Below are 23,130 nucleotides of genomic sequence, written 5' to 3' on the forward strand. Positions count from 1 at the left end.
GGTGGCGACGTTCATGGTGCGGCGGCTGGCGAACCATGCGGCGCTGGCCGTGCTGGCCGCCAGCCTCGGCTACCTGCTCGCCGCCGCGGCGCTCGATCCGCGGGCCCGTCTCGAAGACCGTGCGCCCCGTCCGCCGGAGTCCGTCATCGACGCGCGGCTCGGCTCGCTCAACCTAGATGACCGGACGCCCCTGGCCGAGCGGTATCTCACCTGGGCCGGGGGCGTCGCGCACGGCGACTTAGGCCGGACGTTCGACGGCGAGCCGGTCGACGCCGAGTTGTGGCGCCGGCTCGGAGTGAGCCTGCGCCTGGTCGTTCCGGGGGCCGTCCTGGGAGGCGTCATGGGGGTCGCCTTGGGCGCCCACGCCGCGATCCGGCACGGCAGGGCGGCCGACAGGCTGATCTCCGGCGGCTCCTCTCTGCTGCTGGCCGTTCCCGTGTTCGTCCTGGCGGTGCTCTTACAGATCGTTGCCGGTGAGGCCAACGACGCACTGGGGATGCGGGTGTTCGTCTGGGTGGGTGAATCCGCGCCGGAGGCGTCCCGCGGCGCGCTCTGGGATCTCGCGGATCGGGGTCGCCGCCTGCTGCTGCCGACGGCCACGATCGCGCTCGGCCAGCTCGCTTTCCACGCCCGCTACCAGCGCGGCCTGATGCTGGACGTGCTGCACGCCGATCACGTGCTCGCCGCGCGGGCCAGGGGGCTCCGGCGGCGGGACGCGCTGCTGCGGCACGGCCTCCGGATCGCGCTCGTCCCGATGACGGCCTACCTCGCCTACACGACCGGTCTGGTGCTCCTCGGCGGCGTGTTCACCGAGACGGCCTTCGGGCGGCACGGGCTGGGGGAGTGGCTCGTCGACTCCCTCTCGCGCGGCGACGTCAACGCGGTCGCCGCCATCGAAGGCCTCGCCGCCTGCGCCGTCCTCCTGGCCGCCCTCGCGTCCGATGTGCTGGCCGCGGCGCTGGACCCCCGCGTCCGTGCAGGAGGCATGCCATGAGAGCCGGTCTTCGGATGGTGACCGGGGCGATCCTGCTCGTGCTGCTGTTCCTCCTGGCTTTCGGCGGGCCGCTCGTGTCGCCGCGCGGATGGGACGAGACGGACTTCACGGCGTTCCGGCAGGGGCCGTCCAGCGGCCACTGGCTCGGCACGACCCAGAGCGGGCGGGACGTCTTCGCCTTCACCCTGCGCGGTGCGCGGAACTCGCTCCTGGTCGGCCTGACCGCCGCCCTCCTGTCGACCGGGCTCGCCGCCGTCGTCGGGGCCGCGGCCGGGTTCCTGGGCGGACGCGTCGACCGGGTGCTGATGTGGGGCGCCGATCTGCTGCTGGTGCTCCCGTCCTTCCTGATCGTGACCGTCCTGGCGTCGCGGATCACTGGAGGGTGGCCGGTGCTCGCGGCGGCGCTGGCCGCGTTCATGTGGATGGTCACCGCCCGCGCGGTGCGGGCCGCGACGCTCCGCCTGCGGGAGCGCGAGCACGTGCTGGCCGCGCGGTTCCTCGGCGTCGGCGCGCCGCGGCTGGTCGCGCGGCATGTGGCGCCCGGGCTGGCGTCGCTGCTGGCCGTGGACGCGAGCCTGAACGTGAGCGTCGCGATCGTCGCCGAGAGCGGGCTGTCCTACCTCGGGTTCGGGATGCGGCCGCCGGACGTCTCGCTCGGCACGGTCATCGCCGACGGCCAGGGCGGTGCGACCGCGCATCCGTGGGCGTTCGGGTTCGCCGCCGGGCTGCTCGTCCTGATCGTCGTCGCGGTGAACCTGCTCGGTGATGGGGTGCGGGACGCGCTCGACCCGGAGGCCGGGCGTTGACGGTTCTGCGGGTCGCCGACCTGGCGGTGGGTTACGCGGCGGGCGCGTTCGCCCTGCGCGGTGTGAGCTTCTCGGTCGGGGCCGGGGAGGCGCTCGGGATCGTCGGCGAGTCGGGCGCCGGCAAGACCGCGCTCGCGCTCGCGCTGATGGGGCTGCCGCCGGAGGGGGCGCGTGTGACGGGCTCTGTGCGGTTGCGGGGCCGGGAACTGCTGGGCCGGACCGACGCGGAGCTCTCGCGGGTGCGCGGCGACGACCTGGCGATGATCTTCCAGGATCCGCTGTCGGCGCTCTCGCCCGTCCGCACGGTGGGCCACCAGTTGGCCGAGGCCGTCCGGATCCACTCGGCGGTGAGCCGTGCGGCGGCGCGCTCGCGTGCCGTGGACCTGCTCGAACTGGCCGGGGTTCCGGACGCGGCCCGGCGGGCGCGCTCCTACCCGCACGAGCTCTCCGGCGGGATGCGGCAGCGCGTGATGATCGCCATGGCCATCGCCAACGACCCGGTCGTGATCGTGGCGGACGAGCCCACATCGGCCCTCGACACGACCGTCCAGGCGCAGGTGCTGGACGTCCTGCGGGGCGTCCGGGAGGCGACCGGAGCCGCGATCCTGCTGATCAGCCACGATCTGGGCGTCGTCGCCGGCTTCGCGGACCGCGTGATGGTGATGCACGAAGGACAAGTGGTGGAGACGGGCCCTGTGGAGCAGGTTCTTCTTCGCCCCCAGATGCCGTATACGAGCCGCCTGCTGAGTTCGTGGCCGCGAACGGGTGATGCGCTGGTTCCTCGTGCTCGGCCAGGGCGGCCGATGGTTCTCCAGGTGGACGGTCTGGTCCGTCACCATCCCCTCTTCAAGGGGACGCTGCTAAGGCGGCGGGCCGGGGAGGTGCGCGCCGTGGACGGTGTGAGCTTCGACGTCCGTGAGGGCGAGGCGCTCGCGCTGGTGGGGGAGTCGGGGTCCGGCAAGACCACGACGCTGATGGAGATTCTGCGGTTGTCGCGTCCGCAAGAAGGACGCGTCACCGTCTTGGGGAAGGACACGGCCGCCTTGCGCGCCTGCGATCGGAAGGCTTTGCGCAAGGAGGTCCAGGTCGTGTTCCAAGACCCGTACGCCTCGCTGAACCCGCGTATGCGGGTGGCCGACATCATCGCCGAACCGCTCATCACGCATCACATGCCGAGTGGTGGTCGTGTGAAGGAACTTCTCGCACTGGTGGGCTTGGAGCACGGCCATGCGAGGCGCTTCCCGCATGCGCTCTCGGGCGGGCAACGGCAGCGCGTAGCCCTGGCCAGAGCGCTCGCCTTGGAACCGCGTCTTCTGCTTCTGGACGAGCCTGTGTCTGCGTTGGACGCAGCCGTGCGAGCGGACGTCATGGAACTGCTGAGAGACCTTCGGGTGCGGCTTGGACTGGCGTGCCTCTTTGTGACCCACGACCTCGGGCTGGTCCGAGGCTTCGCCGACCGGATCGCTGTGATCCAGATGGGCCGCGTCGTTGAGATCGGGTCAGTCGCCGATGTGTATGGGGCTCCCGCCCATCCCTACACACGGGCACTGCTGGACGCGATGCCCTCGCCCCGCCCAGAACGAAAACGGTCTCGCCTCTTCCTTCTGGACGGTGACCCGTCCGACCCCACGGTCGGGCACCTGGGATGCAGGCTCCGCCCTCGCTGTCCGCACTACGCCACGCTCGCCCCCGACGACAGGCGCTTATGCGAAGACCACGACCCGATGCCGCGTGCCATGGCGGCGGATCACTCCGTCGCCTGCCACCATCCGCTCGTTCCGGCGAAGGCAGAGCGATGAAACAGGTTCTCACCGCAGCCCTTCTTGGGATCGCGCTCCTGACCGGCGCCGGGTGCCGTGCCCCGGAGGCGTCGACTTCCGATGCGTCCCGGGCGCTGCCCGCGGCGGATGTGAATCCGACTCCGCGCGACCGCGTCGTGAACGGCGGGACGCTCCGCTGGCCGCTCCCCGAGTTCCCGTCCCAGTGGAACACCAACCACGTCAACGGCGCCAAGGGCGCGGTCGAGCACGTCATCCAGGGCGTTCTTCCGTATCTGATGCGTGCCGACGAGAAGGCCGTCCCGCATCCCGTGCCTGAGTATCTGGAGTCAGCCACGTTGAAGCCGGCCCGGCACGGGCAGACCGTGACCTACAGGCTCAATCCGCGCGCTAAATGGTCCGACGGCAGGCCCCTCGGTTACGCCGACTTTCGGGCGCAGGCCCATGCCCTGTCTGGACGCGACCCGCGCTACGAGGTCTCGACCGTCACCGGATACCGGCAGATCGAGCGAGTCCAACGCGGCGCCGATGAACATGCGGTCGAGGTGACGTTCTCCCATAAGTACTCGGACTGGCAGAGTCTGTTCAGTCCCCTTTACCCGGCCGCCGCCTACGCGAGCCCACGCGCGTTCAACACAGGCTGGATGGGTCGCATACCCGTCACAGCCGGACCGTTCAGATTTCAGCGGATCGACCAGACGGCCAAGACGGTGACCCTGGTGCGGAACCCGGCCTGGTGGGGCGCGCCAGCGAAACTCGACCGGATCGTGTATCGCACCATGGATACCAGCGCGATGCCCGGCGCCTTTGCCAACGGCGAGATCGACCTGATGGACATCGGCCTCGACGCGGATGCGTTGCAGCGCGTCCAGGGAGTCGGCGGCGCCGCCGTGCGGAGAGCCGGCGGGCCGGACTGGCGGAACTTCACGTTCAACGCGGCCGGACCCGTCCTGTCCGACGTCCGGGTGCGTCGGGCGGTCATGCTCGGCATCGACCGGCGCGTGATCGCGCGATCCGACCTGTCAGGCCTCGGCGTCCCTGTCCAGACGCTCGGCAACCACTTCTACGTCAACACCCAGGCCGGCTACCAGGACAACTCCAGCGGATTCGGCACATACGACCCGGCGCGGGCCGGACGGCTCCTGGACGAGGCGGGTTGGATGTCGCGAGGCAAGTACCGCGCCAAAGCGGGACGCACGCTCGCGCTTCGGTTCGTGGTCCCCTCAGGGGTCCCCATCAGCAGGCGGGAAGGAGAACTGACGCGCGCGCTGCTCGAACGCATAGGCGTCCGAGTGGACATCCAGGTAGTTCCCGCAGACGACGTCTTCGAGCGGTACGTCACGCCCGGGAACATGGACATCGTTTCGTTCTCCTGGCTCGGTACCTCGTTCCCCGTCTCGCAGATGAAAGCGGTATTCGCACGGCCGCGCGGACGGAACGTCCAGCAGAACTACTCGCGGATCGGCAGCGCCGTCATCGACGCGGCGATGGACAAGGCCATCGCCGAGATCTCCCCGGAAAGGGCCCACGCTTTGGTGAACAGAACCGACCGGCTCATCTGGCAACAGGCGTCGGTCTTGCCGCTGTATCAGCGGCCCCAGCTCGTCGCGGTGCGCGCGGACCTCGCCAACGTGGGGGCCGGCGGCTTCCTGAAGCCCGCTTATCAGGACATCGGTTTCATCGGCCGGTGAAACTCACGGGAAGGCGAGCCGGACGCCCTTGCGGTCGCTGGTGAAACGGGCGTTCCACACGTAGAGGCGCAGGTCGTCGGCGGAGAGGTCCTCCTTGACCGGAAGGTCGGAGGCGATGCGGACCACGTAGGAGGCGCCCGCCGGAATCATCGTGTCGCCGCCGTCCTCGACCGGTGCCTTCGACGCGCCGATCCGCGCGGTGATCTTGCTGTGGTTGGGGAGGGTGCACATGTCGTCCGGGATGCCCGCCTGCGGCATGCAGCGCTCCTGCGCCGACGACGGGACCTGCGACTTCGGCATGAACAGGTCGGCGGGGAAGTCCAGCAGGACCGGCCGCCGCTGGCTGTTGGTGAGGACGTAGTCGGCGTAGGCGTAGGTCGTCCCGGACGGCGGGGCCTGCGTGGCGCCGAGCGGCTGCCGGGACGTCCCCGCCATGACGGCGGCGAGGCTGTAGCCGTAGCCCTCCGGGGTCGTGAAGCCGACCGGCGGGCCGGCCTTCGGAGCGGGCACGGACGAGCCCACCGCGCCGTCGCCCTGGCTGGCGAGGCTGGGCGGCGCGGATCCCGCGCCGTCGCCGTCGCCGGGCCTCAGGACCACGATCGCCCCGGCCACCGCGGCGATCCCGACCGCACCGGTCAGGGCGCCCGCGAGACCGAGCCTCCCCGCGTGGCTCTTCTTCCTGCGGCGGTGCGAGCGGTACGGCTGGCGGCTGTCGGACATGGTCGTCGGTGCTCCTTCGGGCCCTCTCCGGCTCGGTCGGCGTGTCCCTGCCCACGGCGGGCAGGTCACGATACCCGACGGCCGGATCGTCGGCGGTCCCGGTCTGCGGGCTACGAACCGCGCGCGGTGAGGGCGTCGCGGCCAAGTCCCCGCAGGGAGGCGTCCAGCACCTGCGCGGTGTGCGCGACCGCGATGGCGGCCCCGCGCCGGCGCAGCGCCGTCGCGATCTGCATCGAGCAGCCGGGGTTGGCGGCGACCAGCAGTTCGGCTCCGGTGGCGTCCACGTTCACCGCCTTGCGGTCGCCGAGTTCTCCGGCGGCCTCCGGCTGGAACAGGTTATAGGTACCGGCCGAACCGCAGCAGATGTCGGGGTCGGCGATCTCGCGGACGGTCAGCCCGGGGATCGCGGCGAGCAGTTCGCGGGGCTGGCTCCGCACGCCCTGGGCGTGGGCGAGGTGGCAGGCGTCGTGGTAGGCGATCGTGACCGGAAGCGGCCGCCGCTCCGCCCGCGGCCCGAGTTCGACCAGGTACTCGGCCAGATCCCGGGTCCTGGCCGAGAGCGCCTCCGCCCGCGCGGACCATTCCCGGTCGTCGGCGAGCAGCGTCCGGTACTCCTTCATGGCGGACCCGCAGCCCGCGGAGTTCACCACGATCACGTCGACGGACTCGAAGGTCTCGACCGTCCGGCGGGCGAAGGCGCGGGCCTCCTCCTCCCGCCCGGAGTGCAGGGACAGCGCGCCGCAGCACCCCTGGCCCTTGGGGATGACGACGTCGCAGCCCTCCATCGCCAGCACGCGGGCCGTGGCGGCGTTGACGCCCGGGAAGAACTCGCCCTGGACGCATCCGGTCAGCATCCCGACCGTGGCGCGGCGCTCCCCGCGTGCGGCGACCCGCTCGGGCAGCCTCGGCGCCTTGCCGAGGGGCGGCGCGAGCCGTTCCATCGCCGCCAGGGACGGCGAGATCCGTTCCAGAACGCCGCTGAGCCTTACAAGTCGGTCCAGACCCGACTTCTGGTAGGCGCGGAGGGGGCCTCGCAGGGCGCGGAGCCTCCGCTTGTACGGGAACAGCCGGAAGACCATCTCCCGTATGGCCCGTTCTTTCAGGGACCGGGGGTGTTCACGTTCGACGTCGGCGCGGGTCATCTCGATGAGCCGGTCGTACTGCACACCGGACGGGCAGGACGTCACGCACGCCATGCATCCCAGGCAGCGGTCGAAGTGCTCGACCATGGGCCCGCTGAGCGGCTCGCCGTCCGCGTGCTGCTGCATCAGATGGATGCGGCCGCGGGGGGAGTCCATCTCCTCGCCCCACAGCACGTAGGTGGGGCACGTCGGAAGGCAGAACCCGCAGTGCACGCAGTCGTCGAGCAGCTTCGGGAGGTCGTCCTGGTCGCTCATCAAATCCCTCCCACGAAACGGCCCGGGGACAGCCGGTGATCCGGGTCGAACTGGTCCTTGACCCGCCGCATCAGTGTCAGCGCCGGAACCGGCCCCCACAGGTCGATCTCGTCGCGCACCTCTTGCGGCGCGTAGCGGACGACGGCGTGACCGCGGTGCCGCTTCAGCACATCCCGCAGACGGCCGAGGACGTCGGCCACCTCGTTCGGGCCGAGTTCGGCGGGAAGACCCACGTGCCCGTGCCCGCTGGCGCTCCAGGTGGCGGCGGCATCTGGCCCGAGCGTGGTGATGACGTCCCGGAGCGAGGGCGGCGGTGCGCCGATGTCGATGAGGGTGGTGCCGTCCGGGTAGAGGCCCCAGCCCTCCGGTGCGGTATCGGAGATCTCGGCCTTCTCGCCTAGGAGTTCTGCGATCTGCCGAGCGCGCGTGGTGACACCGTCGGGAACGCCTTCGAGGAAGACCGCGACCGTCCCTGGACTGATGTATTCGACCGCGCTCGGGGCGACGGGGGAGTGGAGGACGGTCTGGACCGCGTCGTGCGTGTCCTCTGGCCCGTCGACGGCGCACGTCACGTAAGCGGTCGCCTCCGGGGTCGGGTGCAGGCGGAACGTGGCGTCCACGATCAGGCCGAGCGTTCCGTAGGAGCCGCAGAAGAGCCGCCCCAGGTCGTACCCGGCGACATTCTTGACGACCTTGCCGCCCGAGCGCGCGACCTGGCCGTCAGCCCGGACGACCGTGAGCCCGATGACGAGGTTCCTGGGCGTCCCGTAGAGCGTGCGCAGGGGACCGGCGGCGCTCGTGGCGATCGTCCCGCCGACCGTCGAACCCGGCAGCGGGACGTCGAGCGCTAGCCGCTGCCCCCGTTCCGCCAGCCTCTCGGCGAACTCCTCCATCGGGAGCCCGGCCTCCGCCTTGGCGACGAGGTCCCCGGCCGTGTGCTCGACGAGTTCGTCGAGCCGATGGGTGTCGATGAGCAGATCGCAGCGTTCCGGGGGCTCGCCCCAGTCCAGGCGGGTCTCGGCCCCACGCGGGACGACGGCGAGACCGTTCTCGGCGGCCACGCGCATGACGTCGGCGGCCTCGGTCACGTTCTTCGGCGCCGCGACGAGCGCGGGTTCCACGCCGAGCACGCCTTCGGCGGGCTCACCGGGCCGTACGTCGCCGCAGACCTTCGCCAGGGCGTCCAGGGGCCGCATCAGAAGATGTCCGCCTTTCCCTCGTACGGGTGCGGGCCCTTGCGCTTGCCGGGCACCTCCCCGCACAGCCGCGGGGTGGGGAAGACCTTGCCCGGGTTGCACAGCCCCGCGGGATCGAAGCCGCAGCGGACCATCTGCATCGTGTCCAGGTCGGCGTCGGTGAACATGCGCGGCATGTAGCGGGCCTTGTCCACGCCGACCCCGTGCTCGCCCGTGATGGAGCCGCCGTGCTCGATGCACAGGTCGAGGATCGCGCCCGAGACCTCCTCCGCGCGCTCCTCCGCGCCCGGCTCGGCGTCGTCGAACAGCACGAGCGGATGCAGGTTGCCGTCCCCCGCGTGGAACACGTTCGCGACCCGCACGCCCGACTCGGCCGACAGGGCGTCGATCCGGGCCAGGACGTCCGGGAGCACCGTCCGGGGGATGACGCCGTCCTGGACGAGGTAGGCCGGGCTGATCCGGCCCACGGCCGCGAACGCCGACTTGCGCCCCTTCCAGATCAGCGCCCGCTGCGCGTCGTCGGCGGCGATGCGGATCTCGAAGGCGCCCGCGTCCCGGCACATCCGCTCCACCTCGGCGAACTGGGCGGCGACCTCGGCCTCCGGGCCGTCCAGCTCCACGATCAGCACCGCGCCGGCCCCCGGCGGGTACTCGCAGCGCACCGCCGCCTCGGCCGCCTCGATCGCCAGGGCGTCCATCATCTCGATCGCGGCCGGGACGACGCCCGCGCCGATGATCGCCGACACCGCGGCGCCGCCCACCTCGATCGAGCCGAAGGCGGCCAGCAGCGTCTGCACGGTCTCGGGGACCCGCGTCAGCCGCACCGTGATCTTGGTGGTGATGCCGAGCGTGCCCTCCGCCCCGACGAACACGCCGAGCAGGTCGTAGCCGGGCCCGTCCGCCGTCAGCTCCACCAGCTCGCCGTCCGGCGTGACGACCTCGCAGGCCAGCACGTGGTGGGCGGTGAAGCCGTACTTCAGGCAGTGCGCGCCGCCGGAGTTCTCCGCGACGTTCCCGCCCACCGAGCAGATCTGCTGGCTGGACGGGTCGGGCGCGAAGTAGTACCCGTGCTGGCGGACGGCCCGCGTCACGTCCAGGTTGATCACGCCGGGCTCCACCACGGCCCGCTGCCCCGGGATGTCGATCTCCAGGATCCGGTTCATCCGGGACGTGACGATCAGCACGCCGTCCGCGCGGGGGAGCGCGCCGCCCGACAGGCCCGTGCCCGAACCGCGCGCGACGTAGGGGATCCCGGCCGCCGCGCACTCCCGCACGATCGCGGCGATCTGCTCGGCCGTGTCGGGCAGCACCACGACGCCGGGCGTGGACCGGTGGTTGGTGAGGCCGTCGCACTCGTAGGTGCGCAGCCGCACCGGATCGGTGATCACCCGGTCGGCTCCGAGCAGCGCCTCCAGCCGGGGCCCGAGCGTCGTGAGCATGCTCTCCATCCTCTCCACGATCCCCCGCCCGCCGACCCGCCGCAAGGCCCGGCGGACCGTCCGGAACACCTTTCCCGGACGGTCCGCGAACGCCTCCGGAGCCGGACTCCCTACGGGAACTGCTGGTAGGCCGGCGTGGTGAGGAACTCGGAGTACTCGTCGGCCAGCGTGACCTCCTTGAAGAGCTCCACGGCCTGGTCGTAGCGGGGCTCGTTGTACGCCTGCCCCAGCTCCTCGCGGATCTTGCCGAGCTCCTCGTCCAGGAGCTGCTCCACCCACTCCTTGGTGATCTTCTGGCCCTCCGCGGTGGCGACGCCGTTGTAGATCCACTGCCACACCTGGGAGCGGGAGATCTCCGCGGTGGCCGCGTCCTCCATCAGGTTGTGGATCGCGACCGCGCCGGCGCCGTCCAGCCAGGTGGCCAGGTAGCGCAGCGCCACGTCGATGTTGTTGCGCAGGCCGGCCTCGGTGATCTCGCCGGGGGTGGCCCTGACGTTCAGCAGGTCGGCGGCGGAGACGTGCACGTCCTCGCGGAGCCGGTCGCGCTGGTTCGGCCGGTCGCCGAGGACGCCGTCGAACACCTCGCGGCAGACCGGGACGAGGTCGGGGTGGGCGACCCAGGAGCCGTCGAAGCCGTCGCCGGACTCGCGGGTCTTGTCGGCGCGGACCTTCTCCAGCGCGACCCGGTTGACGTCCTCGTCGCGGCGGGACGGGATGAACGCCGCCATGCCGCCGATCGCGTGCGCGCCCCGCTTGTGGCACGTCCGGACGAGCAGCTCGGTGTAGGCCCGCATGAACGGCGCCGTCATCGTGATCGCGTTGCGCTCGGGCAGCACGAAGTCGGTGCCCCGGTCCCGGAACTTCTTGATCACCGAGAAGAGGTAGTCCCAGCGGCCCGCGTTCAGGCCGGCGGAGTGGTCGCGCAGCTCGTAGAGGATCTCCTCCATCTCGAACGCGGCCGGGATCGTCTCGATCAGCACGGTGGCGCGGATGGTGCCGCGCGGGATCTCCAGGGCGTCCTGGGCGAGGTTGAACGCGTCGTTCCAGAGCCGCGCCTCGAGGTGGCTCTCCATCTTCGGCAGGTAGAAGTAGGGGCCCTTGCCCTTCTCCAGCTGCCTGCGGCCGCAGTGGAAGAAGTAGAGGCCGAAGTCGAACAGCGACCCCGACATGGGTTCGCCGTCGACGAGCAGGTGCTTCTCCTCCATGTGCCACCCGCGCGGCCGGACGACGATCGTCGCGAGCTCCCCGTCGTCCTTCAGCGCGTAGGACTTGCCGCTCTTCGCGTCGGTGAAGTCGATGGTGCGGTCGAGGGCGTCGCGCAGGTTGAGCTGCCCCTCGACCATGTTGTTCCACAGCGGGGTGTTGGCGTCCTCGAAGTCGGCCAGCCACACCTTGGCGCCCGAGTTCAGGGCGTTGATCGTCATCTTCCGGTCGGTCGGGCCGGTGATCTCGACGCGGCGGTCCTCCAGGCCGGGCGCGGGCGCGGCGACGCGCCAGGCGTCGTCGCCGCGGACGCCGGCGGTCTCGGGCAGGAAGTCGAGGGTCCCGCCCGCGGACAGCTTGCGCTGGCGTTCCGCGCGCGCCTCCAGCAGCTCCTTGCGGCGGGCGCCCAACTCGCGCTGCAGGGCGGCGAGCAGGCCGAGCGCCTCGGGGGTCAGGATCTCCTCGTACCGCTCGCCGAGGGGTCCGGTGACCTCGATGCCTTCCAGTCCAGCCATCTGCCCGCCCTTTCGTATAGCGAAATTCGACTTCTGTTGTGTGGAGAACGGTACTCGCCGGTACGGAGGCCGGTCAAAGCAGGGTCCCCTGCAGACCTCCCCGCGCGCGCTTGCGTCAACCCAAGGGGAAACCGGGTGATAACCAGGTGACCTCGGGGGACGGCGCGTGAGACGATCGCGGGGAAGATACGGCCGCGAAGCGGCGTTCTACGAGGACATATGACGCAACCTTTCTCTGCAGACCAGACCCAGACTCCTGACGACATCGAGTACGAGCCCCTGACGGGCGAGCTCGACCTAGAGGACCGGCGGGCACTGCGCCGCGTCGCGGGCCTGTCCACCGAACTGACCGACGTCACCGAGGTCGAGTACCGGTCCCTCCGGCTGGAGCGGGTCGTGCTCGTCGGCGTCTGGACGGAGGGGACGGCCGAGGAGGCCGAGAACTCCCTGCGCGAGCTGGCGCTGCTCGCCGAGACCGCGGGCTCGCAGGTGCTCGAGGGGCTCTCCCAGCGCCGGTCCCGCCCCGACCCGGCGACCTACATCGGCTCCGGCAAGGCCGCGGAGCTGCGCGACATCGTGATCTCCACCGGTGCGGACACCGTCATCTGCGACGGCGAGCTGGCGCCCAGCCAGCTGCGGCACCTGGAGGAGACCGTCCAGGTCAAGGTGATCGACCGGACCGCGCTGATCCTGGACATCTTCGCCCAGCACGCCAAGAGCCGCGAGGGCAAGGCGCAGGTGGAGCTCGCGCAGCTCGACTACCTGATGCCGCGGCTGCGCGGCTGGGGCGGCAACCTGTCCCGGCAGGTCGGCGGGCGCGCCGCGGGCGGCGTCGGCATCGGCGGCCGCGGCCCCGGCGAGACCAAGATCGAGCTGGACCGGCGGCGGATCCGCACCCGGATGGCCAAGCTGCGCCGCCAGATCGCCGAGATGTCCAAGGCGCGCGACACCAAGCGCGGCGAGCGGCGCCGCCACCAGGTGCCCGCCGTGGCCATCGCCGGCTACACCAACGCGGGCAAGTCGTCCCTGCTCAACCGGCTCACCGGCGCCGGGGTGCTGGTGGAGGACGCGCTGTTCGCCACCCTCGACCCCACCGTCCGGCGCGCCGAGACGCCGGGCGGCCGCGCCTTCACCCTGGCCGACACCGTCGGGTTCGTCCGGCACCTGCCGCACCAGCTCGTCGAGGCGTTCCGCTCGACGCTGGAGGAGGTCACCGACGCCGGGCTCGTCCTGCACGTCGTCGACGGCTCCGACGCCGATCCCGAGGCGCAGATCGACGCCGTCCGCGAGGTGCTGCGCGAGATCGGCGCCGACCGCATCCCCGAGATCATCGTGATCAACAAGGCGGACGCGGCCGACGAGCTCGCGATCGCCCGCCTGCAGCGCCGCGAGCCGCACAGCGTCGTCGTGTCGGCCCGCACCGGGTTCGGCATCGAGGAGCTGCGCGCCGCGATCGAGGCCGACCTGCCGGGCCTGGAGAGCGAACTGCACGTCGTGGTGCCCTACGAGCGCGGCGACCTCGTCGCGCGCGTGCACGAGCGCGGCGAGGTGCTCAAGCAGGAGCACGTCGCCGAGGGCACCGTCCTGCACGCTCGCATGCCCGCCGACCTCGCGGGCGAACTGGCCCGGTACGAGACCGTCTCCCCGACCGCGTGAGTCTCTGACCCACCGGGTGCCTCCACAGGGCCCGGTGGGTTTGGGGCGGGTCGAGCAGCCGGTTCGGGGACGTCCGAAGACCCCTACTGGTCGCCGAACGGTGACAGCTTGTCCAATCCGCTTGACGGTGCGGTTGAAATCCGTACCGTCGTAGAGCTAAGGGGCGGGGTGATGGGTGTCGATGTGCTGCGATCAGAGGTTGTCGGACGGACGTTCCGTGCACTACCGTGACGAAACCGATATCCCCGGTCTCGTTGCCAACGGTGGCCCCCCGGCCACCCGACCCTCCCACGGTGGAGTCGCCGGCACCCAGCCGGCGTTTCGGATCGAGAGCAGGTGGCCCAACCATGGCAGGTCCGAACGCTCGACCGAGGGCCCGCGGCCCGCGCCGTCGCCCCACGGCATCCTGCACCGCGCTCACGTGCGCATGGCCCCATCCAGGTCGGTGACCCTATGACGGTACGGCTGTTGACGAACATCGGCAGGCTCTGGACGGGCACCGACGTCTGCAGCAACGCCGCGGTGCTCATCCACGACGACCGCGTCGTCTGGGCCGGGCCCGCCTCCGACCTCCCGCAGAGCGTCCCCGGCATCATCGACGACATCGTCGACGTCGACCATGTCGAGAACCTCGGCGGCGGCCTCGTGACCCCCGGTCTCATCGACGCCCACTCCCACCCCGTCTACGCGGGCAACCGCTGGGCCGAGCTCGCCATGCGCACCAGCGGCTCGTCCCACTCGGCCATCACCGCGGCGGGCGGCGGCGTCAACTCCACCGTGACCGTCACCCGGGGGACCGACCCCTGGACGCTCTGCAACGGCGTCCGCGAACGGCTCCGCCAGTGGATCCTCGCCGGCACCACCACCGTCGAGGCCAAGACCGGCTACCACCTCACCCGCGACGGCGAACTCGCCGACATCCGGATGCTGCGGTCGCTGGAGGGCGAGCCCTCCATGCCCCGCATCCACGCCACGTTCCTCGCCGCGCACATCCTCCCGCCCGAGTTCTTCGGGCGCCGCCGCGACTACATCGAGGCCGTCCGCCTGTGGGCCGGCGACGCCGCCGTCGCCGGCGCCGACTCCATCGACGTCTACTGCGACGAGGGCCACTTCACCGCCGAGGAGGCCCGCGCCCTCCTGCTCACCGGCAAGCGCGCCGGCCTCAAGGCCCGCATGCACGCCTGCGCCAACGAGCGCATCGGCGCCGCGCAGGTCGCCGCCGAGGTCGGCTGCGCGTCCGCCGACCTGCTCACCCAGGCCAACGACGACGACATCAAGGCCCTCGCCCACGCCGGCGTCACCGCCACCGTCTGCCCCGGCAGCTCCCTCAACAGCAGCCGCGCCCCCGCGCCCGTCCGGCAGATGCTCGACCGCGGCGTCACCGTCGCCCTCGGCACCGACCACAACCCCGGCCAGTGCGGCATCACCTCCATGCCCCTCGTCATCGGGCTGTCGGTCGCGATGTTCGGGCTCAGCGTGACCGAGGCCCTGCGCGCCGCCACGCTCGGCGGAGCCGCCGCGCTGCGCGTCGGCGACCGCGGCTCCCTCGCCCCGGGCATGCTCGCCGACATCGTCCTGTGGGACGCCGACCACGAGGGCGCCTTCGCCTGGGCGTTCGGGCTCCGCGCCCTGCGCATCTGGCGCGGCGGCGTCCCCGTCCAGCCCTGACGGAGGACGGCGCGGCCGCGGGTAGTGTCGCCGGCATGGGCAGCGCGGTCGCGGTCGTCACCGATTCCACCGCCTACCTTCCCCCCGGGCTCGCCGAACGGCACGGGCTGACCGTCGTCCCCCTGCAGATCGCCGTCGGCGGCACCACCCGGGACGAAGGCGACATCAGCCCCGCCGAAGCCGCCCGGGCGCTGAAGGAATGGCACCCCGTCACCACGTCCCGTCCCGCGCCCCAGCGGTTCGCGGACGCCTACAAGGCCGCCGCCGCCGCGGGCGCGCGCGAGGTGGTCTCCGTGCACCTGGCCTCCGCCATGTCGGGGACGGTCGAGGCGGCGCGGCTCGCCGCCGAGGACGCCGCCGTGCCCGTCCGGATCGTCGACAGCGGGACCATCGGCATGGGCCTCGGATTCGCCGCCCTCTCCGCGGCGGCCGCCGCGATGGCGGGCGGGTCCGCCGACGCCGCCGTGTCCGCCGCCACCCGCCGGGCCGGGCTCACCCGCTCCCTCATCTACGTCGACACCCTGGAGCACCTGCGGCGGGGCGGCCGGATCGGCGCCGCCGCGACCCTGTGGGGCTCCGCGCTGATGGTGAAACCGCTCCTGGAGATCACCGACGGCCTCATCTCGCCGCTGGAGAAGGTCCGCACGTCCTCGCGGGCGCTGGCCCGGCTGGAGGAACTGGCCGTGGCCGAGGCCGGCGGCCGGCGCGTCGACCTCGGCGTCCAGCACCTCGCCGCAGCCGCCCGCGCCGAGGCCCTCGCCGACCGGCTGCGCGAACGCGTCCCGCATGTCGTGGACGTCTACGTCGGCGAGGTCGGCCCCGTCATCGGCGCCCACGTCGGCCCCGGCATGCTGGGCGTCGTCATCGCACCGCAGCTCTGACCCGCGAGAGCGTCAGGGCCGCAGGAGGCGGCGGAGGACGGTCGGCGTGCGACCGGTCTCCTCCCTGACCGTCCGGGTGAGATGCGCGTGGTCGGCGAAGCCGAGATCGGCGGCGAGCCCGGACAGGTCCCGTTCGCCCCGCTCCAGGCGGTCCAGGGCGCGCCCGACCCGGATCCTGTTCCGGTACCGGGTGACGGACATGCCGGTCTCGCGGCGGAACGTCCGGCTCAGGTGGGAGGGGGAGACCTCCAGGAGGCGCGCCAGCGAGACGAGCCCGGACGCCTCCCGATGGCCGCTCGCCATGGCCTCGCGTGCTTCGTCGACGAGGGCACGTCGCTTCCCGCTCTGCTCGTCCACGGCGAGGTGCGCGAGAAGCTCCATGAGCCGCTCCGCCGTCTCGAAGGCGACATCGGAACCGGAACGCAGGAGGAGGCGATGCGCCACGTCTGCGCGCGCGCTGACCCTGACCGTCCCGGACGGGCGCCGCCACAGGCCGGGGGAGAGCGTGATGGCCGTGCACACGTCGCCGCCTGCGGGATGCGCGAACTGGCCCTCCTCATCCACGATCTGGGTGTAGCCCAGGGTGGGGTCGATGACAGCGCGTCCGTGACGCGACCGCATGCGGAACCGTCCCGCCCGTACCAGGACGATCTGATCCCCGGTGAAGGGCTCGGGCTCCGACCATCCGGGCCGGTGCCCCGTGCAACGCACCGCGTGGACGGCGAAATCCTCCGTCTCCGCCACGATGGTCGATTCGCGCATGCCCGTCATCGTACGCAGGGGCAAACATCTTCAAGCGCCGCTCTGCGGCCGCCCCGCACACTCGCGGAATGGTCAGACGATGGCTCCTGGTGGTGCTGCTCACGGGGCAGACAATGGTCTCGATGGACGGCTCCATCGTGGCGGTGGCGATGCCCGACATCGCGGAAGGGCTGCACGCGTCCGGTTCTCTACTGCAACTCGTCACGGGCGGTTACGTCTTCGCCTTGGCGGTCCTCGTGGTCACGGGCGCGCGGCTGGGCGACAGTTACGGCCACCGCACGATGTTCTTCTTTGGGCTGTTCGGCTTCACAGCCTCATCGCTGGCATGCGGGCTGGCGCCGTCCGGTGCCGTCCTCGTCGCCGCAAGGGTCTGCCAGGGTGCCGCCGCCGCACTCCTGCTGCCGCAGGTTCTGTCCTTGATTCAGCTGTCCTTCGAGGGGGCGGCCAGGGCGCGTGCACTCGGCCTCTACTCGATGGTCCTAGCGTTGGGTGTTGCCTTGGGCCAGGTGGCAGGAGGCGTCATCGTGACCCTGGGCGGCAGTTGGCGCCCCATCTTCCTGGTGAACGTCCCTGTGGGAGCCGCGCTTCTCGCCATCGGACCACGTCTGATGCCGCCGGAGCAGAGGAAGGCCGTCAGCCTGGACCTGTCCGGCGTCGTACTTCTCTCCTGCGGCATGGTCGCACTCGTCGTCCCGCTGGTTTTCGGCAGGGAACAGCGCTGGCCCCTGTGGACGTGGTCGTCCATGGCGACGGGATGCGTCGTGCTCACCATCTTCTGTGTCCACGAGCTGAGAACGGCGTCACCGCTTCTGGACCTCTCGGTGCTGCGCAGACCCTTCATCAAATCCGGCCTCTTCGCCTCCTGCGCGGTGATGGGCGCCTACAGCGGCTTCCTCTTCACGCTCGCGCTCTACCTACAGAACGTCCTCGGTTTCTCGCCGCTCCACGCCGGGCTCACGTTCCTCCCGTACACGGCAGGCTTCGCGACGGCGGGCCTGGGATGGACACGCCTGCCCCTTTCGATGAGGACGAATCTTCCGGCCTGGGGACTGCTCACGTTCGCCGCCGCCGCGTCCGCGCTGGCCTTCCTGACCCAGGACGGTTGGCCGACGCTCTCGTCGCTCCCCCTCCTGTACGCCGCCGGATTCGGTCACGCCGCAGGCTTCAGCCCTCTGGTCGATCGGATCACCGGAGCCGTGGGACCGGCCCAGGCCTCGTCCGTCTCCGCCCTGACCAACACGGGCGTGCTGCTGTCGAACGTCCTCGCGATCGCCGTCTTCGGCGGGGTCTACCTCTCGTCGCCCGGCACGTTGACTCACGTCACGGCCCTGCTGGCGCTTTTGCTCGTCCTCGCCGCCGCGGCGTCCCGGCGCCGCTGACCCAGAGTTATCCACACTTTCCCAACCCCACGCTCCCGCCCGCCCGGCCTCCTTAACGTCAGGCTCCATGAGACCCGACACCGAAGACCGCCTGCACACCCTCACGGGCCGCTGGAAGCCGCCCTCCGCCCCGGACGACGCTCCGCCGGCGGCCCGGTTACGCGCCACGCCCGACCGCTCCCACGTCCGCATGCTCATCCTCGTCGGCGTGCTCGCCGCCCTGGTCGCCGCCGGATACCTCTGGCTCGCCCGGCCGCGCCCCCAAACGGCGGCCCCCGCGGCGACCGCCTCCCTCAGCGAACCGCGCCCCACCCTGTCGGCCAGCCCGGCGGCCGCGGCGTCCTCCCCGGCGCTCGTCCACGTCCTCGGCAAGGTCAGGCACCCGGGCGTGGTCACCCTGCCGCCCGGCTCCCGCGTCGCCGAGGCCATCAAGGCCGCGGGCGGCGTCCGTCCGGGCGCGAACACCGGCACCCTCAACCTGGCCCGCCCCCTGGTCGACGGCGAACAGATCCCGGTCGGCGTCCGCGCACCGTCACCGCCGCCGCCGCCCGGCGCCGCGACCACGACCGTCCCGGGGGCGCCCGGCGCCCCGCTCGACCTCAACGCGGCCACCCCCGACCAACTGGACGACCTCCCCGGCGTGGGGCCCGTCCTCGCCCAGCGCATCGTCGCCTACCGCACCCAGCACGGCGGCTTCCGCTCCGTCGAGCAACTCCAGGACGTCAGCGGCATCGGCGCCCACCGCTTCGCCGACCTGAAGACGATGGTGCGCGTATGACCCACGACCTCCGCCTCCTCGTCCCGGCCCTCGCCACCTGGCTAGCCGCCGCCGCGACCCTGGGACTGCCCCAGCCCCTCATCTACGTCCTGGCAGCCACCACCGCCGCCGCGTCCCTCTACCTCCTGACCACCCACCGACCAACCCTCGAAAGCCCCCCATCCGCGACGCACCCCCCGAACGACAACACGCCCCGAGACGCGAGCGCCAGCCATCAAGAAGGCCCTCTCGACGAGCCCCCCACCCCCACACAAAGCCCACAAACAAGCCCCGCCCAGCACATAAACACCAGCCGCCCTGAAAGCCCTCACAATCAGCACTCCACACCCAACCACCACCCAAATGGCGGCACCGCGGGGCGGACGACCGTTCGTCGGCGTGGACGCTTCTTCAGCCAGCCTTCTGCGCCCACGAGTCGGCTGGATGGAGGTGGTGGGCGGCGGGCGGTCATGGACCGGAGTGGACGCTTTTTCGGCCGGCTTCTTCCAACCGCGTGGGGGCTGGAGGGCGGCCTGGCGCGGCGATCGGGTGGTGCGTGGCGGCTTCTTGCGGGGACGGCGCTGGCGTGTGCTGCGGCGTCGGCCTGCGGGGTGGCGCTGCGGACGACCGCGGTCGGCACGGGACCCGTGCGTGACCTGGCTCGCGCGGGGCGATCCGCGACGGCCGAGGCCGTGGTGACCGGGGACCCGCAGGCGAAGCCGGGGAACGGCCGGCCGATGATCATCATTCGCGCACGTGCGGAGGCCGTCGAGCGGAGCAAGGTCCGGGTCCCGGTGCTTCTGATCGCCGCGGATCCCCGCTGGCTCCGCTCGATTCCCAGCATGCGCGTGCGGCTCCGCGGCCGTTTCGTGCCGCCCAGGGGCCCCGATCTGCTCGCCGCGGTCGTGATCGTGCGCGGGCCGCCGACCTTCCTTGGGCCGCCGTCCAAGATCCAGCGCGCCGCGGAGCACGTGCGGGCGAAGCTGCGAGCGGCAGTGGCGCGGCTTCCGCCCGACAAGCGCGCCGTACTTCCGGGGATGGTCGTCGGCGACACCTCGCGCCTCGACCCGGAACTCGCGGAGGAGTTCCGGACCGCCGGGCTCACCCACCTCCTCGTGGTCTCCGGCGCGAACCTGGCGATCGTCATCGGGGCGGTGCTCGGGCTGTGCCGCCTCGCCGGGCTCGGACGGCGCCGCGCCCCACCCGTGGCCGTCCTCGCGGTGTGCGCGTTCGTGGTCGTCGTCCGCCCCGAACCGAGCGTCCTCCGGGCCACCGTCATGGGCCTGATCAGCCTCCTCGCGCTGTTCACCGGACGGCAGCGCCAGGGCCTCCCCGCCCTGGCCGCGGCGGTGCTGCTCCTCGTCCTCATCGACCCGGAACTGGCGCGCTCCTACGGGTTCGCGCTGTCGGCTCTCGCGACGGCCGGTCTGCTCGTCCTGGCCCCGCGCTGGCGCGAGCGGCTCGCCCGCCGGATGCCGGGCCCGCTCGCGGCGGCCCTCGCCGTCGCGGCCGCCGCCCAGGTGGCCGTCGCACCCGTCCTGGTGATGCTGTCCGGAGAGGTCGGCGTCGTCTCCGTGTTCGCGAACCTGCTCGCCGCCCCGGCCGTCGCCCCCGCCACCATCCTGGGCGCCCTCGCCACGGTCACCGCGCCGCTCTCCCTGCCACTCGCGCGCGTGATCGTGTGGCCCGCCGGCCTGGCCGTCGGCTGGATCATCTGGGTCGCGCACACTGCCGAGTCGCTGCCCTACGCGACGATCCCCTGGGCGAGCGGTGCCCTGGGCGCCACCACGCTCCTCCTCGGCGCCGGGGCAGCGGCCCTGGCCCTGCGCAGCCACCGCCTCCGCCTCATCGCGGCCGCGGCCATGATCGGCGTCCTCGTCGGGGTCGTCGCCCTGCGCGTCATCGCCCCTTCATGGCCGCCGCCCGGCTGGCAGATGGTCGCCTGTGACGTCGGGCAAGGCGACGCCCTGGCCCTGTCGGCAGGCCCCGGCCAAGCCGTCGTCGTGGACGCGGGCCCCGACCCCACTCCGGTGGACCGCTGCCTCCACCGCCTCGGCGTGACCGACGTCCCGCTCCTCGTCCTCACCCACCCGCACGCCGACCACATCAACGGCATCTCCGGCGTGCGCCACGGCCGCACCGTCCGCGAGGTGCTGATCACGCCCCGCACCTCGGGCCGCGAGGCGCGCCACACCTCCGGCCTCCGAGCCGATCCCGCCGCGACCGGCCAGCAGTGGCGCGTCGGAGACCTCACCCTCTCCGTCCTCGCCCCGCTGACCACCGCCCCCGCCCTGTCGCCCGAGGACGACGGCACCACGATCAACAACGCGAGCGTCGTCCTCGTCGCCCGCAAGCCGGGCTTCAGCGCCCTCCTCTCCGGCGACGTGGAACTGGAGGCACAACGCGTCCTCGAAGGGAGCGTCCCCCGTGTCCAGGTGCTGAAGGTCCCCCACCACGGCTCACGCAGCCAGGACCCCGCCTTCCTGGCCGCCGCCCACGCGTCCATCGCCCTGATCTCGGTCGGCGCCCACAACGACTACGGCCACCCGTCCGCCACCACCCTCGCCCTCCTGCGCCGCCTCCACATCCAAACTCACCGCACCGACAAGGAAGGCGACATAGCCATAGCCCGCACCCCATCCGGCCTCACCACCATCCCCCGCCACTGACCCGCCAGACACGCGAGCCGGGCAGGGTCGACGCTCCATCGTCCGCTCATCAACTGCTGTGGGGGATCCTTGCGGTTGGGCGCAGGGGTGGGTGCGGCGTGGCATGCTGCAGGGGTGTCGGTTGAGTCCATCATTCTGGTCGTCGGTGACGAAGAGTTGCTCGTGGAGCGGGCGATCGGGGACGTCGTCGCGTCCGTGCGGGCGGGGGATCCAGAGATCGAGGTCATCGATCTGGCGCCCGGTGCGCTGGAGCCCGGTCGCATCTCGGAGCTGACGTCGCCGTCGCTGTTCGGCAGCGGGAAGGTGCTGGTGCTGCGGTCGGCGCAGGATCTGGGCAAGGACCTGACGGCCGAGGTGCTGAAGTACGCCAAGGCTCCGGCGGAGGACGTCGTGCTCGTCGCCGTCCATCCCGGCGGCGCCAAGGGCAAGGCGCTGGTGGACGGGCTGACGAAGCTCAAGGCGCGCAAGATCGCGTGCCCGAAGGTCACCAAGGCCGGTGAGCGGGTCGACTTCGTCCGGAGCGAGATCCGCAAGGCGGGCGGGAAGATCTCGGCGGACGGCGCGCGGGGGCTCATCGAGGCCGTCGGCAACGACCTGCGCGAGCTGGCCGCGGCCTGCAGCCAGCTCGTCGCCGACACCGGCGGCAAGATCGACGATGCGGCCATCGCCCGCTACTACCGGGGACGCGCCGAGGTCAGCGGCTTCACCGTGGCGGACAAGGCGATCGAGGGGCAGCTCGCCGAGGCCCTCGAGCAGCTCCGTTGGGCCCTCGCGACGGGCGTGGCGCCCGTCCTGATCGTCAGCGCGCTCGCCCAGGGCATGCGGGGACTGGCGAAGGTCGGCGGTGCACCCCGCGGCGCGCGAGGAGCGGCCCTGGCCAAGGACCTGGGCATGCCGCCGTGGAAGATCGATCGTGTTCAGAGGCAGTTGCGGGGTTGGTCTGGTGATGGGGTCGCGCGGGCGTTGACCGCTGTCGCCGAGGCCGACGAGGAGGTCAAGGGCGGTGCCGCCGACCCTGCCTACGCTCTGGAGAAGACTGTCGCGCGGATCGTCGCGGCCCGCGGTTGACCCGCCGCGTCCCACCAAAACCGCCAACACCCACCACGATCACCCCAGCCACCAAGCCACGTCCGACGCCCACGGCCCCCGCGCCTGCTGCAGAACGGGCCACCCCTCGGGCTTGAGGGTTTGGCTGGGGTTAGGTGAGGGCCTGTGTGATGGCCAGGGTGTTTTGGTATTCGCGCCATAGGGCCACCTTGCCTTGGCGTGCTGTGAGGACGGCTATGAATGTGGCCGTGGACTGCTTGGCCGTGTTGGTGTTCGTGCCGGTCAGTTCGTACTCCACCACGATCGTGTTCGGGTCGCGGGTGTCGTGGACGGCGATGGTGCGGCAGTCGTCGAACCGGACGGGGAACGCGGTCCGCTGCGGGGCGGTGAACTCCAGGAACTGTCGCTTGCCCTCGAATCTGGTCGGCTGGCCCGGGGGTGCGAACGGGGTTTCGATGACGGCGTCGTCGGCGAGGAGATCGCCGATGTGAGTGGTCGGGTGGCCGAGCCAACGCTGCTGCATCTGCTGGAACAGGTCACGTGGTGTGGTGGTCACCGGCTCCTAAGATGAG

At 71.8% G+C, this 23,130-nt stretch carries 18 protein-coding genes; 11 read left to right on the plus strand and 7 right to left on the minus strand.

Annotated features, from left to right (window positions below; genetic code table 11):
- Position 1 precedes the first annotated feature (1 nt).
- From AB0C84_RS09630 to AB0C84_RS09645, 4 genes are read left to right on the plus strand one after another with little or no spacing between them, the layout of a single operon-like run.
- Positions 2–994: an ABC transporter permease gene (locus tag AB0C84_RS09630; RefSeq protein WP_361063339.1), complete on the plus strand. Its 993-nt coding sequence runs from the start codon at positions 2–4 to the stop codon at positions 992–994.
- Positions 991–1,800 (plus strand): ABC transporter permease, encoded by an 810-nt coding sequence (locus tag AB0C84_RS09635; protein ID WP_361063342.1) that lies wholly within the window; start codon positions 991–993, stop codon positions 1,798–1,800. Before AB0C84_RS09630 ends, AB0C84_RS09635 begins: the two co-directional genes overlap by 4 nt.
- Positions 1,797–3,599: an ABC transporter ATP-binding protein gene (locus AB0C84_RS09640; RefSeq protein ID WP_361063345.1), complete on the plus strand. Its 1,803-nt coding sequence runs from the start codon at positions 1,797–1,799 to the stop codon at positions 3,597–3,599. Before AB0C84_RS09635 ends, AB0C84_RS09640 begins: the two co-directional genes overlap by 4 nt.
- On the plus strand, positions 3,596–5,269 hold the full coding sequence (locus tag AB0C84_RS09645; protein ID WP_361063348.1) for an ABC transporter family substrate-binding protein: 1,674 nt from the start codon (positions 3,596–3,598) through the stop codon (positions 5,267–5,269). Before AB0C84_RS09640 ends, AB0C84_RS09645 begins: the two co-directional genes overlap by 4 nt.
- Before the next feature lie 3 nt (positions 5,270–5,272).
- On the opposite strand, the gene AB0C84_RS09650 is transcribed toward AB0C84_RS09645, so the two are convergent.
- The 5 genes from AB0C84_RS09650 to aceB form a co-directional block, all read right to left on the minus strand.
- The gene (locus AB0C84_RS09650; RefSeq protein WP_361063351.1) at positions 5,273–5,989 is read right to left on the minus strand and encodes a hypothetical protein; all 717 of its coding nucleotides are present in this window, start codon (positions 5,987–5,989) and stop codon (positions 5,273–5,275) included.
- 110 nt (positions 5,990–6,099) lie between these two features.
- Positions 6,100–7,386, minus strand: coding sequence for a heterodisulfide reductase-related iron-sulfur binding cluster (locus AB0C84_RS09655; RefSeq protein ID WP_361063354.1), 1,287 nt, complete (start codon positions 7,384–7,386; stop codon positions 6,100–6,102).
- Positions 7,386–8,582, minus strand: a complete 1,197-nt coding sequence (locus AB0C84_RS09660; RefSeq protein WP_361063358.1) for an FAD-binding oxidoreductase — start codon at positions 8,580–8,582, stop codon at positions 7,386–7,388. Before AB0C84_RS09660 ends, AB0C84_RS09655 begins: the two co-directional genes overlap by 1 nt.
- Positions 8,582–10,030 carry an FAD-linked oxidase C-terminal domain-containing protein gene (locus AB0C84_RS09665; RefSeq protein ID WP_361063361.1) on the minus strand — a complete coding sequence of 483 codons (1,449 nt, stop codon included), beginning with the start codon at positions 10,028–10,030 and terminating at the stop codon, positions 8,582–8,584. The genes AB0C84_RS09660 and AB0C84_RS09665 overlap by 1 nt, the downstream gene beginning before the upstream one ends.
- Before the next feature lie 101 nt (positions 10,031–10,131).
- Positions 10,132–11,739: a malate synthase A gene (aceB, locus tag AB0C84_RS09670; RefSeq protein WP_361063364.1), complete on the minus strand. Its 1,608-nt coding sequence runs from the start codon at positions 11,737–11,739 to the stop codon at positions 10,132–10,134.
- A gap of 219 nt (positions 11,740–11,958) precedes the next feature.
- Between aceB and hflX the strand changes: the two genes are divergently transcribed.
- The 3 genes from hflX to AB0C84_RS09685 all read left to right on the plus strand — a co-directional run bounded on the left by hflX (position 11,959) and on the right by AB0C84_RS09685 (position 15,944).
- Positions 11,959–13,395, plus strand: a complete 1,437-nt coding sequence (gene hflX / locus AB0C84_RS09675; protein WP_179843164.1) for a GTPase HflX — start codon at positions 11,959–11,961, stop codon at positions 13,393–13,395.
- A 453-nt stretch (positions 13,396–13,848) separates the two neighbouring features.
- On the plus strand, positions 13,849–15,063 hold the full coding sequence (hutI, locus tag AB0C84_RS09680; RefSeq protein ID WP_141577361.1) for an imidazolonepropionase: 1,215 nt from the start codon (positions 13,849–13,851) through the stop codon (positions 15,061–15,063).
- Positions 15,064–15,098: 35 nt separating this feature from the next.
- Positions 15,099–15,944: a DegV family protein gene (locus tag AB0C84_RS09685; protein WP_361063369.1), complete on the plus strand. Its 846-nt coding sequence runs from the start codon at positions 15,099–15,101 to the stop codon at positions 15,942–15,944.
- 12 nt (positions 15,945–15,956) lie between these two features.
- On the opposite strand, the gene AB0C84_RS09690 is transcribed toward AB0C84_RS09685, so the two are convergent.
- Complete coding sequence (locus tag AB0C84_RS09690) at positions 15,957–16,706, minus strand: AraC family transcriptional regulator (protein ID WP_361063372.1); 750 nt, start codon at positions 16,704–16,706, stop codon at positions 15,957–15,959.
- Positions 16,707–16,795: 89 nt separating this feature from the next.
- Here AB0C84_RS09690 and AB0C84_RS09695 point away from each other — a divergent pair, with 89 nt between their 5' ends.
- From AB0C84_RS09695 to holA, 4 genes are all read left to right on the plus strand, one after another.
- Positions 16,796–18,085, plus strand: a complete 1,290-nt coding sequence (locus AB0C84_RS09695) for an MFS transporter (RefSeq protein WP_361063375.1) — start codon at positions 16,796–16,798, stop codon at positions 18,083–18,085.
- A gap of 67 nt (positions 18,086–18,152) precedes the next feature.
- Positions 18,153–18,863, plus strand: a complete 711-nt coding sequence (locus tag AB0C84_RS09700; protein WP_361063377.1) for a ComEA family DNA-binding protein — start codon at positions 18,153–18,155, stop codon at positions 18,861–18,863.
- Positions 18,864–19,489: 626 nt separating this feature from the next.
- Positions 19,490–21,511: a ComEC/Rec2 family competence protein gene (locus AB0C84_RS09705; protein WP_361063380.1), complete on the plus strand. Its 2,022-nt coding sequence runs from the start codon at positions 19,490–19,492 to the stop codon at positions 21,509–21,511.
- Between the two features lie 114 nt (positions 21,512–21,625).
- Positions 21,626–22,579 (plus strand): DNA polymerase III subunit delta, encoded by a 954-nt coding sequence (holA, locus tag AB0C84_RS09710; RefSeq protein WP_258938691.1) that lies wholly within the window; start codon positions 21,626–21,628, stop codon positions 22,577–22,579.
- Positions 22,580–22,709: 130 nt separating this feature from the next.
- Here holA and AB0C84_RS09715 read toward each other — a convergent pair whose 3' ends face one another.
- Positions 22,710–23,114 (minus strand): nuclear transport factor 2 family protein, encoded by a 405-nt coding sequence (locus AB0C84_RS09715; RefSeq protein WP_361063384.1) that lies wholly within the window; start codon positions 23,112–23,114, stop codon positions 22,710–22,712.
- Positions 23,115–23,130: the final 16 nt, after the last annotated feature.

It is taken from the genome of Actinomadura sp. NPDC048955, assembly GCF_040649435.1.
Taxonomy (GTDB): domain Bacteria; phylum Actinomycetota; class Actinomycetes; order Streptosporangiales; family Streptosporangiaceae; genus Spirillospora; species Spirillospora luteofluorescens.